Raw genomic sequence first — 13,365 nt, 5'->3', positions numbered from 1 at the left:
GCTTTAGTTTGTCAGCTTGACAAATAAAGGGTTAAGGAATATAATTAGATTCAGTATTATACAAGGAGTTAATAAATATGCGGCAAGGTATTCTTAAATAAACTGTCAATTTGATAGTGGGAACAAAAAGTAGCAGTCCCGTTTCACTTTTAATATGGGGCTTAGTTTTTTGTACCCAGTTTAAGAATACTTTTATCATGTAATTTTATATGCCCGAAAACATATAAGTGTTTTGGGGCTATTGGAGTTATTTACCCAGTGATAGGAGTATTTATCACTGGGTATTTTTATGCCCTTTTTTGGGTGTTGATAGGAGGAAAATCACATGAAAATAATTAACTTAGGCATTCTGGCTCACGTTGACGCAGGAAAGACAACATTAACGGAAAGTTTATTGTATACCAGTGGTGCAATTGCAGAACTAGGGAGCGTAGATGAAGGCACAACAAGGACAGATACAATGAATTTGGAGCGTCAAAGGGGAATCACTATCCAGACAGCAGTGACATCTTTTCAGTGGGAGGATGTAAAAGTCAACATTATAGATACGCCAGGCCATATGGATTTTTTGGCGGAAGTATACCGTTCTTTATCCGTATTAGACGGAGCAGTATTATTAGTTTCTGCAAAGGATGGCATACAGGCACAGACCCGTATACTGTTTCATGCACTACAGATAATGAAGATTCCGACAATTTTTTTCATCAATAAAATTGACCAAGAGGGGATTGATTTGCCAATGGTATATCGGGAAATGAAAGCAAAGCTTTCTTCGGAAATTATAGTGAAGCAAAAGGTTGGGCAGCATCCCCATATAAATGTAACGGACAATGACGATATGGAACAGTGGGATGCGGTAATTATGGGAAACGATGAACTATTAGAGAAATATATGTCAGGGAAACCGTTTAAAATGTCAGAACTGGAACAGGAAGAAAACAGGAGATTCCAAAACGGAACGTTATTTCCCGTTTATCACGGAAGCGCTAAAAACAATCTGGGGATTCGGCAGCTTATAGAAGTAATTGCCAGTAAATTTTATTCATCAACGCCTGAAGGTCAATCTGAACTATGCGGGCAGGTTTTTAAGATTGAATATTCAGAGAAAAGGCGGCGTTTTGTTTATGTGCGTATATATAGCGGAACATTGCATTTGAGGGATGTTATTAGAATATCTGAAAAAGAGAAAATAAAAATCACAGAGATGTGTGTTCCGACAAACGGTGAATTATATTCATCCGATACAGCCTGCTCTGGTGATATTGTAATTTTACCAAATGATGTTTTGCAGCTAAACAGTATTTTGGGGAACGAAATACTGTTGCCGCAGAGAAAATTTATTGAAAATCCTCTCCCTATGCTCCAAACAACGATTGCAGTAAAGAAATCTGAACAGCGGGAAATATTGCTTGGGGCACTTACAGAAATTTCAGATGGCGACCCTCTTTTAAAATATTATGTGGATACTACAACGCATGAGATTATACTTTCTTTTTTGGGGAATGTGCAGATGGAAGTCATTTGTGCCATCCTTGAGGAAAAATATCATGTGGAGGCAGAAATAAAAGAGCCTACTGTTATATATATGGAAAGACCGCTTAGAAAAGCAGAATATACCATCCACATAGAAGTCCCGCCAAATCCTTTCTGGGCTTCTGTCGGGTTGTCCATAGAGCCGCTCCCTATTGGAAGCGGAGTGCAGTATGAAAGCAGAGTTTCACTTGGATATTTAAATCAATCGTTCCAAAATGCGGTTATGGAGGGGGTTCTTTATGGCTGCGAGCAGGGGCTGTATGGATGGAAAGTGACAGACTGTAAAATCTGTTTTGAATATGGATTGTATTATAGTCCTGTAAGTACCCCCGCAGACTTTCGGCTGCTTTCCCCTATCGTATTGGAGCAGGCTTTAAAAAAAGCAGGGACAGAACTATTAGAGCCATATCTCCACTTTGAAATTTATGCACCGCAGGAATATCTCTCACGGGCGTATCATGATGCTCCAAGGTATTGTGCAGATATTGTAAGTACTCAGATAAAGAATGACGAGGTCATTCTGAAAGGAGAAATCCCTGCTAGATGTATTCAAGAATACAGGAACGATTTAACTTATTTCACAAATGGGCAGGGAGTCTGCTTGACAGAGTTAAAAGGATACCAGCCAGCTATTGGTAAATTTATTTGCCAACCCCGCCGCCCGAATAGCCGTATAGATAAGGTTCGGCATATGTTCCACAAGTTAGCTTAACAGCTTGCAAAAGTCATATAAAATGAGATTTGAAAGGATTAGAGACTAATTATGATGAAATGCGAATGGATATTGTGTCCTGTTTGTGGGAGCAAAACCCGTAATAAAATTAGGAAGGACACTGTTTTGGAGAATTATCCCCTTTATTGTCCAAAATGCAGACAAGAAAGATTGATTAAAGTTGACAACTTGAAGATAACTGTCATCAAAGAGCCAGACGCTTAAGACGCAGAGCCGATGAAATTGTGGAACAATTCACGAATCATCGGCTCTTTTTGTTTCGTATTTGAAAGAACAAACTCACCAAATAAAAAAAACGATATTCGGGTGGGTTATTTTGTTATACCCTAAATTACCCTCTGAATTTGTTTTTAAATTTGGAGGGATTTTTTTATGTCCTTTTTTCGGGCAGTTATCTATCTGCTCATACGAAGCAAAATTTATCAATACATAGCATATCAGAGAACGGCAGGAAACCAGTTAAAAAAATTTCTGCCAGTGCAACGGTACTTCTCACCTTGAAAGTAGAAGTACAATCTCCATACAATAGAATTACTATTTCCTATAACCGTAAAGGTCACAGAGCCTTTGCGGTTTTTCTTTTGTCGATTTTTGTTGGAAAGTGCCGTAGGGCTGTTTCTGATATGCGGTGTCGTTCTCCGCCTCTCCATCTGGATTTTTTACATTTCAAAAATTCAGATGGGAGGTATTTATGGTGAAATATGCACCAAGAAAGGTATATATCAGAGAAAGTGGCGGCTATGTGGAATTATCCTACACGGAGTTCTGCCGTTGCAGGGAATCCGACCAGACCTATATGGACAAGCTGTTTATCCCCATTCAAGGCTGTCTGCTTGAAGTCGTGAGGGAGCAATACACAGACTTCTACCGTGACAAGGAACGGTGGCGTTATCTGCAAAAATTAGATACAAAGAATAGACTGCTATCTCTCGACGGATTTACGGACAGCGAGGGGAATCCTCTGGACTTTATCACTGATGAAGCGGTGGACATTGCAGAAACCGTTGTCAATGCGGTCATGGTGGACAGGCTGAAAGCCGCCCTGCCTTTGCTGTCGGATAGTGAACAGGAGCTGATACAGGCAATCTTTTTTGACGGACTTTCCGAGCGTGAAGTCGGGGCGAGGTTGGGCATAACCCAGAGCGTTGTAAACAAACGCAAAGCCAGAATCCTAATAAAACTAAGAAAGATAATAGAAAATTAAAATTTAAGGCGTTCAGCCCCCTTGTTTTTTCCTTTGGGAAGATGAGGGGGCTTTTCTCTGCCCTCTCAATCAATTCTGATTGGAGGAAGTAAGAATGGCATACAACCACGGACGGGAGGACAGGAAATGGCGTATCTGGAAAGAAGCGGAGGAAAAGCTGCTGCGTGAGTGCGGCGTTGATGAAGCGACCATTGAGCAGATACGCATGGCGGACAGGGCAGACTTCAATTCCAACAGGCGGTTTTACCGATGGACGAATGACGTTGCGGAATATCTTGAGGACATGGCAGGCAGGGAGCGGCAGGCGGAAGTGGGTACGGTTGCGGAGTTACTGGAAGAGATTGAGAGCGAAAATCTCTATCAAGTATTAGTCACGGTGGACGGGCGTACCTTGAAAATCGTCCTGCTGAAAATGCAGGGGTATTCCACAAAGGAGATTGCCCCGCTTGTGCATTTGACGACTGGTGCCATCTATGCGAGGTTAGACCATCTGCGGAAGAAGCTGCGGAAAATTTTATAGCTTCTAAAACAGCCTGCCATCCTGCGGGCTACTGGGTGAGGGATGGAAATCCCCTCACTCATTTTTTGCAGGAGGACAACAGGATGGCATACAGGGTTAAGGCATACACGCTTCGGGAGGAATCCACGGAAAGCGGCACAAGGTATTTTATCAGCTTTAAGGACGGGCAGGGCAAATCCCACGAGTTGGAAGTGTCGGAACAGTTCTTTATGGAGTTTCGGCAGATGGAGCGCAGGAACAGGAATCTTTTCTAATGGGACGAGCGGCACAGGGAGTTTAACGAGGTATGGGACGAAACCCTTTACAGACGGGCGTTGCGTGTGCCTAAGAGCCTTGATGAACGCATGGTTGAGGAAGAACGGAATGAAACGCTCTATAAGGCGGTTGGGAGCCTTCCAGAGATACAAAGGCGGCGTTTCCTGCTCTACTACGAGTATGAGTTCAATTTTTACCAAATCGCCGCTATGGAGCATTGCACCGCTTCGGCAATACAGAAATCTGTTGCGATTGCAAAGGAGAAAGTAAAGGCGGAAATTGAAGAAATATCTCCAACCGTGACCGACACCGCCCGAAAAAGAAATCTGTTTTTTATTTGTGTGGGATTGGCGGCATTACATACTCTCACTTTTTTCCGTGGGAGTAAATCTATTTTTAAGGAGGTCAACGCCTATGTGCAACGAAAACAAAGACACCGCCCGAAAGGAGGAAAGCCATGCAGAAGTTACAGACAGTCAACGCCGAAACGCTCCTTTATGAACCGCTTGAGAAACCATCCTTTGTGGTGGACAGCCTTATCCCGACAGGCTTATCGCTGTTCTGCGGCTCACAGAAGATAGGCAAAAGCTGGCTCATGCTGAAGCTATGCTTATGCGTGTCGCAGGGAATCCCTTTATGGGATATGCCGACAATGGAGGGCGATGTGCTTTACCTCTGCCTTGAGGACACGTTCTGCCGCATACAGGACAGGTTATTTCGTTTGACGGACGAAGCAAGCGGGCGGCTCCACTTTGCCGTGGCAAGCTGCAAGCTGTCAGACGGTCTTATCGTGCAGCTTGAAGATTATCTGAAAGATTACCCAGACAGCAGGCTCATTGTCATTGATACCTTGCAGAAAGTCCGTACAGCTTCAAAAGACAATGCCTATGCAAGCGACTATGGGGACATCTCCCTCATCAAAGACTTTGCCGACAGGCACTCTCTGGCGGTCATTGTCGTACACCACATCCGAAAGCAGAATGACAGCGACGTGTTCAACAAGGTGTCTGGGACGACAGGATTAACGGGGAGTGCGGACGCTACCTTTGTTCTGGAAAAGGAGAAACGTGCGTCTGACACCGCCAAGCTGTATGTGACGGGCAGGGACACGCCTTATCAGGAATACACGCTGCGTTTCCGTGATTGCCGTTGGGAGCTTGTGGAGCGGAAAACGCAGGAGCAGCTTGCGAAAGAAACGATACCAGATGTCCTTTTTCGGTTGGTGGATTTTATGAGGGATAAGGAAGAATGGATAGGCACGGCAACGGAACTGTTAGCCGCTATGGGGGAAACGGAAACCATACCCACGGTGATTACGAAATGGCTGAATGAATACCGCACCACATTTTTAAGCGAGAACCGTATCTGCTACCAGTACAGCCGCAGGAAAGACGGCAGGCGGATTGCCCTTGCAAGGAGGGCGGGTGACAGCGGTGATGGTGGTGACAGCGATATTAGGATACCCCCCTGTTACTGTCATTGACGCTTAAAGCCATGTAAAGCTGGCGGCTCTGCCCTGCGGGTGACAGCAGTGACGGTGGTGACAGTGATTTTAGGATACCCTGCCGCTGTCATCCCTACGGGAGAACACCCCGTAAACGCAAAATGCAGGCGTGAGATTTACTCGCCCTTTTCGGTCGTGTAAAACCACCCCTGCGGTCAGAAAAATCATTCCGATTTTTCCGACTGCGTTTACAGGGTGTAACACACTACACTTTGCCCTGCAAAGTCGTGTGCCAGACGTTCCCTCTGGACTCCCTTAAGGCAGGGCTGTGCCCTGCTATCCTACGCCTTACGGCTTCGGATAAAAGAATGGCGGCATGACGGTGACGGCTCTTGCGAGGGGGGTATCCCAAAAACACCGTCATCATCGACATGACCGTCATGCAGGGGGTGAGGGTGACAGTTGCGGCAGTCGGCAGGGGGTATCCCAAAACTGCTGTCACCACCGTCACCGCTGTCACCCCAAAGGACGGTCACCCGCCGAAAGAAAGGAGGAATCCGCCTATGCCTTATGCAATCCTGCGTTTCCAGAAACGAAAAGCGGGCGGCGTTGCGGCTTGTGAACGCCACAACGAGCGGAAGAAAGAAGCCTACAAAAGCAACCCAGATATAGATATGGAACGCTCTAAAAACAATTACCATCTCATAGCACCACCAAAGTACACCTACAAGAAAGAGATTAACCGCATGGTAGCCGAAGCGGGGTGCAGGACAAGGAAAGACAGCGTGATGATGGTGGAAACGCTCATCACAGCTTCACCAGAATTTATGAACCAGTTACCGCCCGAAGAACAAAAAGCGTATTTCCAGACGGCTCTTGACTTCATTTCGGAGCGTGTTGGAAAGCAGAATATCCTCTCCGCTGTCGTCCATATGGACGAGAGAACGCCCCATATGCACCTCTGCTTTGTGCCGATTACGCCAGACAATAAGCTGTCAGCGAAAGCTATCTTAGGCAACCAGAAATCATTATCCGAGTGGCAGACCGCCTACCATGAGCGGATGTCCTCACGGTGGAATCAGCTTGAACGGGGGCAGTCCTCAATGGAAACCAAGCGGAAACACGTCCCCACATGGCTCTATAAATTAGGCGGCAGGCTTGATAAACAGTATGAAGAAATCGTGTCTGCCCTATCCGACATCAACGCCTTTAACGCAGGGAAGAAAAGGGATAAAGCGTTAGATTTACTCTCTGCATGGCTGCCAGACGTGGAGAAATTCTCTAAGGAAATCGGGAAACAGCAGGCGTATATCGACAGTTTGAAAGAGAGAATTGGGCAGGAATCAGACTATGCGGGGCGTATGCGTGATGAAAAGTACGAGCAGGAACTAAAGGTGCAGAAAGCGAATCAGAAGATATTTGAATTGCAGAGAACCAACGAGCAGATGGGGCGGCTGCTGTCAAAAATACCGCCCGAAGTGTTGGAAGAATTGCAGAAAAATCATAGAAGCAGAGCGAAAGAAAGGTAGATATGTGAATGAAGAAACAGGATTTTAAGGTGTTAAAGACCAAAGACTTGTACCCGTTCCCCGACAATCCGTTTCATGTGGCAGAAGATGAAACACTGTCAGAGTTAGCGGAAAGCATCAAGGAATTTGGCATTGTCACGCCGATAATCACACGCCCGAAAGAGGACGGGGACGGTTATGAAGTGATTGCAGGACAGCGGCGTGTCCGTGCTTCTGAACTTGCAGGGATAAATACCGTGCCTGCGTTTGTCCTGCCCTTAGACCGTGACCGAGCCATCATCACCCTTGTAGACAGCAATTTGCAGCGTGAGAATATCCTGCCATCGGAGCGGGCGTTTGCTTACAAGATGAAATCCGAAGCCATGAAGCGGCAGGGTTTCCGCACAGACTTAACCTCGTCACAAGTTGTGACGAAGTTGCGGACGGACGACAAGGTGGCACAGGGCTTCGGCGTGGGCAGGATGACCGTGCAGCGTTTTATCCGCCTGACGGAACTGATACCGCCGATTTTGCAGATGGTGGACGAGGGGAAAATCGCCCTCACGCCTGCGGTGGAACTGTCCTTCTTGAAGAAAGACGAGCAGGAAAACCTCTTTGCCACGATGGAGAGCGAAGAAGCAACGCCCTCACTCTCACAGGCACAGCGGATGAAACAGTTAAGCCAGAGCGGGCGGCTTGACATGGATACGATATTTGCGATTATGACGGAGGAAAAGGGCAACCAGAAAGAAACCTTGAAAATCAACACAAGCAAGCTGAAAAAATACTTTCCGAAGAACACAACGCCGAAGCAGATGGAGGAAACCATCATCAAACTTTTGGAGCGTGAGTTGCAGAGGAAACGCAACCGTGACAGCCGCTAATCTTCTTTTTTCGGGAAGTAAATACAGAGAGTTGAGGTATGGAGAATGAGAGAAATCCAGTATGAAATCGTAAAGGAAATCGCAGTATTGTCTACGGGCGACAGTGGCTACACAAAGGAAATCAATCTCATTTCATGGAATGGGAAAGAGCCGAAGTATGACATCCGCAGCTTTTCCCCGAACCGTGAAAAGTGCGGCAAGGGAATCACGCTGAACGCTGATGAAGCGGCGGCACTCCTTAAAGCATTACAGAAAGAATTAAACAGCGAGGATTAATGGTATCTGATTGGCAGGGCGGGGACATTTCCAAACTCTTCCCTGCCCTGTCTGGAAAGGAAGATTTAAGTATGGGCGAGGATAAGAAAGCAGATAAAAAGAGAAAGCGTATCGTGCCAAAAGCACCAGTGCAGATGATAATCAGCCGTGAATATGTCGGCACACAGACCGTTACAGAAGCGTTTGTCCCGATTATCTCCGAGGATATTCGGAAGAAGATTGCCGAGGGCGACACCTTCGACAATGAGGGGCTGTCCGCTTAGAATGTACGCAATGGGACATGAAAACAGATAGGACAGATACGGAGGTTTTACAGTATGGCAGGAATCAAAGAAGAAAAGAAAATCTATTTAGTCGGCATTTATTGCCGCTTATCTAAAGACGATGGTACGGATAACGAGAGTGCGAGCATTGCGACACAGAAATCCATCCTCACGGATTATGTGAAAAAGCAGGGATGGCACATAGCAAAAACGTATGTGGACGATGGTTATTCTGGTACAAATTTCCAAAGACCAAGTTTCCAGAATATGATAAAAGACATTGAAAGCGGTCTGATAAACTGCGTGATTACGAAAGATTTATCCCGTCTGGGGAGAAACTATCTTGATTGTGGGTTATATCTGGAAGTTTTCTTCCCAGAGCATAACGTGAGGTATATAGCGGTCAATGACGGCGTAGATACCTTGAATAAATCTGCTATGGACATCACGCCTTTCCGCAACATTTTAAACGAAATGTATGCCGCTGACATATCTGTTAAGATAAAATCGGCATATCGGGCGAGGTTTCAACAGGGGAAATTCATGGGAACTACCGCCCCTTATGGCTATATCAAAGACCCTGCCGACCACAACCATCTGCTGATAGATGATAAAGTGGCACATGTTGTAAAAGAGATATTCGACCTTGCATTAAAAGGGAATGGAGTTGCCAAAATTTGCAGACATCTTAATAAACAGCATATCCTACGCCCTGCCGCTTATGCGGCGGAGCGTGGCGAAACAGGCTTTGAACGTCATTTTGAGGGGAACGAGGACAAACGCTATATTTGGAGTGGGAACAGCGTGAGGAGCATTTTAAGAAGCCCGATATATGCGGGAAATCTTGTAGGCTACAAACGGATTGCCGCCAATATGAAAAGCAAGAAACGCCCCTCTAAGCTGCCCGAAGAATGGGAAGTGATACCCAATACCCATGAGGGAATAGTCACGCAGGAGGAATTTGATATTGTCCAACAGCTTATTACAAGTCGTAGGCTTCCACAGAACAAGGGAGGATTTGTAAATATTTTTGCAGGCGTTATCAAGTGTGTGGACTGCGGATGTGCTCTGCGGGCAATGAACGTACACAGGAGGAAACGCCCAGAGATTATCGACTGTGTACAGTATTCATGTAATAATTATGCAAGAAACGGAAGAAGCGAGTGTAGTGCCCACAATATAGAAGCAAGGGATTTATTCAATGCCGTTCTTGCCGACATCAACTGTTTTGCGGATATGGCAGTGAATGATGAAAAGGCGGTCAGGGCCATAGAAAAGCGGCTCACGGAAACAGACCAGAGCAGGGCGAAAGCATTAGAGAAAGAACGTAAGAAGCTGAACAAACGCCTTGCGGAACTGGACAGGCTGTTTTCCTCTCTCTACGAGGATAAGGTCATGGAGCGTATTACCGAGCGGAATTTTGAGATGATGTCGGGGAAATACCAGAAAGAGCAGCTTGAAATTGAAGCAAGGCTGAAAGAGGTGACGGAAACTCTTAATGAAAGCTACGAGAAATCACGGGGAATCCGTGACTTCCTCGCCCTTATCCGAAATTATCAAGGCTTAAAAGAACTGGATGCAACAGTTATAAACGCACTCATAGACAAGATACTTGTTTCGGAGCGTGAGAAGATGGCAGACGGAACAGTGAAGCAGGAAATCAAGATTTACTATAAATTCATCGGCTTTGTCGATGAATTACATATCATACCTACAAAACGGTGGGCAGCAATGCCCGCTAAAAATTGTACGGTGTGCGGCGTTGAATATGTCCCGGGCTCTGGTGCATCAAGGTATTGTCCTGCTTGTGCCAAGAAGATACGGAGGGAGAAATCAAACGAGAGCAAACGCAGGAGCAGAGAACAGAAAAGGATAGCATGTATGAACTGTCCGCAAAAAATGACCGACTGACTATGGACAGTGGCTGGGACTCCGTGAGCATCAGGGATATCCCCATGCAAATGGGCATGAGGGATCTGGCATCGTCGCTGCAAAGGGAAGTAAAGTCAGCGGCCTGGAAATTGGGGATATGGTTGCCATGGCGTATGATGGATGCGGCGAATGTGAATCCTGCCGCAGGGGGGATTATGCACATTGTGTGAAACTGAAGGGGAGATGGACAGAGGATGGGTACATTGGCGGCTTTGGATTTTCTGACTATTGTGTGAGAAATGCAAGGAGCCTAGTGAAAATGAACAAAGACATGGATCCGTCTGCGGCCGCATTTTTAGAGCCATTGGCAACTGTCGTGAGGGGCATTAAAAAGTTAAGGGTTCAGCCAATGGAGACAGTCGTTGTTATTGGAGCAGGAACCATGGGTATCCTGAATGCACAGATGGCACGGGCATACGGTGCAAGAGTTATTGTAAGTGAATTGATGGAGAAGAAAATCAATACAGCAAAATCCCTTGGATTTGAAGTGGTTAATCCAGGGGAGGCCGATCCGGCGGAGAAAATTAAGGAGATGACAGATGGTACCGGAGCCGACTGTGTGATTGTAGCAGTGGGAAATACGGCTGCAAACCAGCAGGCCCTTGATATGGTGAAATATACAGACGGGCGGATCCTTCTTTTTGCTGCAGGCTACCCGGTGCCGGAGTTAAAGGTGGATTCTAATATGATCCACTACAGAAGGCTGGAGCTCCTCGGCACTTTCGAGGCAGATGTAAATGACTTTATGGCCGCCGGGAAGCTTCTAAGCGACTATACAATCGATGTGTCACGGATTATAGAAGAACCAAGGTTTACCCTTAATACTATGCAGGAAGCATATGAACATGCAGCTGTCCCTGGCATGTACCGTGTCAGTGTTATATTGAATGAGAAGTAGTACATAGCATAGGAAGGTGGAGAAATGCCATTAGTAAATTTGAGGACAATATTAAAAGGATGTGTAGAAAAACATACGGCTGTAGGGGCCTTTGATGTTTTAGACCATACATTTGCGGAGGCGGCCATAGAGGCTGCCCAGGAGACAAATACACCTATTATCATTATGGTGGGAGATTTTGAAGGGCCGGATTATGATAACTTCTATCCATATCTCACACAGCGCCTTAAGAGGGCATCTGTGCCGGTTTGCCTGCATTTTGACCATGGAGAAAGCTTTGAGAGATGTATGCTGGCCATCAGGAGGGGATGCACTTCTGTGATGATTGACGGGTCGGCACTGCCCTTCGAGGAAAATGTGGCCTTGACTAAGAAGGTCGTGGAAGCCGCACATGCCTGTGGAGTAGATGTGGAGGGGGAATTAGGATGTATTGGTAGCGGCGCAGGTACAATAGAGGGCGGCCAGGAAGGCAGTTATACAGATCCTCAGTTAGCCCTGGAGTTTGTGCGGCTTACAGGAGTGGATGCCCTGGCAGTGGGGATTGGCACTGTACATGGAGTCTACAGAGGGGAACCTAAATTGGATTTCCCCAGACTAGAGGAGATCAGGAAGCTGGTAGATATACCTTTGGTCCTCCACGGAGGCTCGGGCCTTTCCACAGAGGATTTCAGGCAGGCTATCCGGTCAGGCATCAATAAGATAAACGCTTTTACAGGACTCTCTATTGCAGTGGCAGATGCAGTCAGAAGAAAAGCAAATGAGGCTGGACCTGGTATAAATGTGGTGCCCCTTATACAGGCGGCCACACAGACAGGCATACAGGAAATTAAAAGGCATATTAAAATATTCCAGACGGAGGCCCAGGAATCATGAAAAAAGCAGTTATTTTAAAAGATTATATGCACCAGGAAGGGCAAATGGAAAAGTTCAGCTTTCTGGAAAAGTATGGGTATAAGACAGTGGTGTTGCCTTTTATAGAAAACTGTACAGAGGATCAATTTATGGAGACTTTTTTGCTGTTTGAGACAAAAGGCCCTGATGCGGTTGCTTCCAACCCAAAGCTGCTGGAAGAAGTCCAGGATGCAGACCTGTTGATTACCCAATTAAGTCCTGTCAGCACAGAGACACTGAAAAAAGCCAAGAAGTTAGAGGCAGTCATAATACTTAGAAGCGGAGTGGAAAATGTAGATTTGGATTTTTGCTCAAAACGGGGCATAAAGGTCATAAATGTACCAGGACGCCTGGCGGTGCCGGTATCAGAATATACGGTGGGCATGATTATTTCAGAGACAAAGAATATTGCACGTTCCCACGAATCTATCAGGAGGGGGAACTGGACAAATAAATATCCTAACCAGGACTTCTCCTTTAATCTAAAAAACCACAATGTGGGGTTAGTTGGATATGGAAATATTGGAAGGCGGGTGGCAAAGGCCATGCAGAGCATGGAGGCAAATGTACTGGTATATGAGCCTTATCTCCCAGAGGAGGACATACGGGCGGAGGGATGCAGGCCAGTATCCCTGGATAGGCTATGCAGGGAGTCAGATGTAATTTCCGTACATTTCCGCCTGACAGACCAGACAAGAGGCATGATAGGAAAAGAACAGTTTCAGCAGATGAAGAAAGGAGCGTTCTTAATTAATACAGCACGCGCAGGATTGATTGATGAACAAGCTTTAATTGACGCTTTGAAGAGCGGCAGTATTGCGGGGGCAGCCCTGGACGTGTTTTATGAGGAGCCGCTGCAGAAGGGCCATCCTTTTATGACATTGGATAATGTGACGCTCACAGCCCATATTGCAGGCTTATCCTGTGACGCATTTGACCTTGCGTACGAGATTGTCTCAAAAGATATTTACAGATATTTAGAGACAGGAACGTGGACTGCAGTGGTGAACCAGTAGGAGAAAAT

The 13,365-nt window shown here is 46.1% G+C and carries 12 protein-coding genes and 2 pseudogenes; all 14 read left to right on the top strand.

Going from position 1 to position 13,365, the window contains the following annotated elements; all coding sequences use genetic code 11:
• Nucleotides 1–325: 325 nt before the first annotated feature.
• The 14 genes and pseudogenes from tet(O) to EFA47_RS09485 all read left to right on the top strand — a co-directional run bounded on the left by tet(O) (nucleotide 326) and on the right by EFA47_RS09485 (nucleotide 13,357).
• Nucleotides 326–2,245, top strand: coding sequence for a tetracycline resistance ribosomal protection protein Tet(O) (tet(O), locus tag EFA47_RS09560; RefSeq protein ID WP_000691758.1), 1,920 nt, complete (start codon nucleotides 326–328; stop codon nucleotides 2,243–2,245).
• Between the two features lie 51 nt (nucleotides 2,246–2,296).
• Nucleotides 2,297–2,470: a cysteine-rich KTR domain-containing protein gene (locus EFA47_RS09555; protein ID WP_002779755.1), complete on the top strand. Its 174-nt coding sequence runs from the start codon at nucleotides 2,297–2,299 to the stop codon at nucleotides 2,468–2,470.
• Nucleotides 2,471–2,960: 490 nt separating this feature from the next.
• Entirely contained in the window at nucleotides 2,961–3,470 is a 510-nt protein-coding gene (locus tag EFA47_RS09540; protein WP_105116765.1) for a sigma-70 family RNA polymerase sigma factor, read from the top strand.
• A gap of 94 nt (nucleotides 3,471–3,564) precedes the next feature.
• Nucleotides 3,565–3,990: an RNA polymerase sigma factor gene (locus EFA47_RS09535; RefSeq protein ID WP_000323895.1), complete on the top strand. Its 426-nt coding sequence runs from the start codon at nucleotides 3,565–3,567 to the stop codon at nucleotides 3,988–3,990.
• A gap of 83 nt (nucleotides 3,991–4,073) precedes the next feature.
• Nucleotides 4,074–4,548: pseudogene (locus tag EFA47_RS09530) on the top strand (RNA polymerase sigma factor).
• Between the two features lie 154 nt (nucleotides 4,549–4,702).
• Nucleotides 4,703–5,735: pseudogene (locus EFA47_RS09525) on the top strand (AAA family ATPase).
• A 517-nt stretch (nucleotides 5,736–6,252) separates the two neighbouring features.
• Entirely contained in the window at nucleotides 6,253–7,218 is a 966-nt protein-coding gene (gene mobV / locus EFA47_RS09520; protein ID WP_001820668.1) for a MobV family relaxase, read from the top strand.
• An 8-nt stretch (nucleotides 7,219–7,226) separates the two neighbouring features.
• The gene (locus tag EFA47_RS09515) at nucleotides 7,227–8,081 is read left to right on the top strand and encodes a ParB/RepB/Spo0J family partition protein (protein ID WP_000743700.1); all 855 of its coding nucleotides are present in this window, start codon (nucleotides 7,227–7,229) and stop codon (nucleotides 8,079–8,081) included.
• A 45-nt stretch (nucleotides 8,082–8,126) separates the two neighbouring features.
• The gene (locus tag EFA47_RS09510; protein WP_001206986.1) at nucleotides 8,127–8,357 is read left to right on the top strand and encodes a YdbC family protein; all 231 of its coding nucleotides are present in this window, start codon (nucleotides 8,127–8,129) and stop codon (nucleotides 8,355–8,357) included.
• A gap of 71 nt (nucleotides 8,358–8,428) precedes the next feature.
• On the top strand, nucleotides 8,429–8,620 hold the full coding sequence (locus tag EFA47_RS09505; protein WP_001820669.1) for a hypothetical protein: 192 nt from the start codon (nucleotides 8,429–8,431) through the stop codon (nucleotides 8,618–8,620).
• A 54-nt stretch (nucleotides 8,621–8,674) separates the two neighbouring features.
• Nucleotides 8,675–10,531 (top strand): recombinase family protein, encoded by a 1,857-nt coding sequence (locus EFA47_RS09500; protein ID WP_001820670.1) that lies wholly within the window; start codon nucleotides 8,675–8,677, stop codon nucleotides 10,529–10,531.
• A 13-nt stretch (nucleotides 10,532–10,544) separates the two neighbouring features.
• The gene (locus tag EFA47_RS09495; protein ID WP_122643057.1) at nucleotides 10,545–11,450 is read left to right on the top strand and encodes a zinc-dependent alcohol dehydrogenase; all 906 of its coding nucleotides are present in this window, start codon (nucleotides 10,545–10,547) and stop codon (nucleotides 11,448–11,450) included.
• Nucleotides 11,451–11,474: 24 nt separating this feature from the next.
• A complete protein-coding gene (locus EFA47_RS09490) occupies nucleotides 11,475–12,323 on the top strand; it encodes a class II fructose-bisphosphate aldolase (protein ID WP_122643056.1) in 849 nt (282 codons plus the stop codon).
• The gene (locus EFA47_RS09485) at nucleotides 12,320–13,357 is read left to right on the top strand and encodes a 2-hydroxyacid dehydrogenase (RefSeq protein WP_122643055.1); all 1,038 of its coding nucleotides are present in this window, start codon (nucleotides 12,320–12,322) and stop codon (nucleotides 13,355–13,357) included. The genes EFA47_RS09490 and EFA47_RS09485 overlap by 4 nt, the downstream gene beginning before the upstream one ends.
• Nucleotides 13,358–13,365: the final 8 nt, after the last annotated feature.

Source organism: Luxibacter massiliensis (assembly GCF_900604355.1).
In the GTDB taxonomy this organism is placed as follows: Bacteria; Bacillota; Clostridia; order Lachnospirales; family Lachnospiraceae; genus Luxibacter; species Luxibacter massiliensis.
This window is presented reverse-complemented; position numbering and strand designations above follow the sequence as displayed.

What these genes read in the sequence shown, in the direction of transcription:
- mobV (WP_001820668.1), top strand. Translation starts at nt 6,253, where the DNA reads ATGCCTTATGCAATCCTGCGTTTCCAGAAACGAAAAGCGGGCGGCGTT.
- EFA47_RS09500 (WP_001820670.1), top strand. Translation starts at nt 8,675, where the DNA reads ATGGCAGGAATCAAAGAAGAAAAGAAAATCTATTTAGTCGGCATTTAT.
- EFA47_RS09510 (WP_001206986.1), top strand. Translation starts at nt 8,127, where the DNA reads ATGAGAGAAATCCAGTATGAAATCGTAAAGGAAATCGCAGTATTGTCT.
- EFA47_RS09490 (WP_122643056.1), top strand. Translation starts at nt 11,475, where the DNA reads ATGCCATTAGTAAATTTGAGGACAATATTAAAAGGATGTGTAGAAAAA.
- EFA47_RS09535 (WP_000323895.1), top strand. Translation starts at nt 3,565, where the DNA reads ATGGCATACAACCACGGACGGGAGGACAGGAAATGGCGTATCTGGAAA.
- EFA47_RS09485 (WP_122643055.1), top strand. Translation starts at nt 12,320, where the DNA reads ATGAAAAAAGCAGTTATTTTAAAAGATTATATGCACCAGGAAGGGCAA.
- EFA47_RS09505 (WP_001820669.1), top strand. Translation starts at nt 8,429, where the DNA reads ATGGGCGAGGATAAGAAAGCAGATAAAAAGAGAAAGCGTATCGTGCCA.
- EFA47_RS09555 (WP_002779755.1), top strand. Translation starts at nt 2,297, where the DNA reads ATGATGAAATGCGAATGGATATTGTGTCCTGTTTGTGGGAGCAAAACC.
- EFA47_RS09515 (WP_000743700.1), top strand. Translation starts at nt 7,227, where the DNA reads ATGAAGAAACAGGATTTTAAGGTGTTAAAGACCAAAGACTTGTACCCG.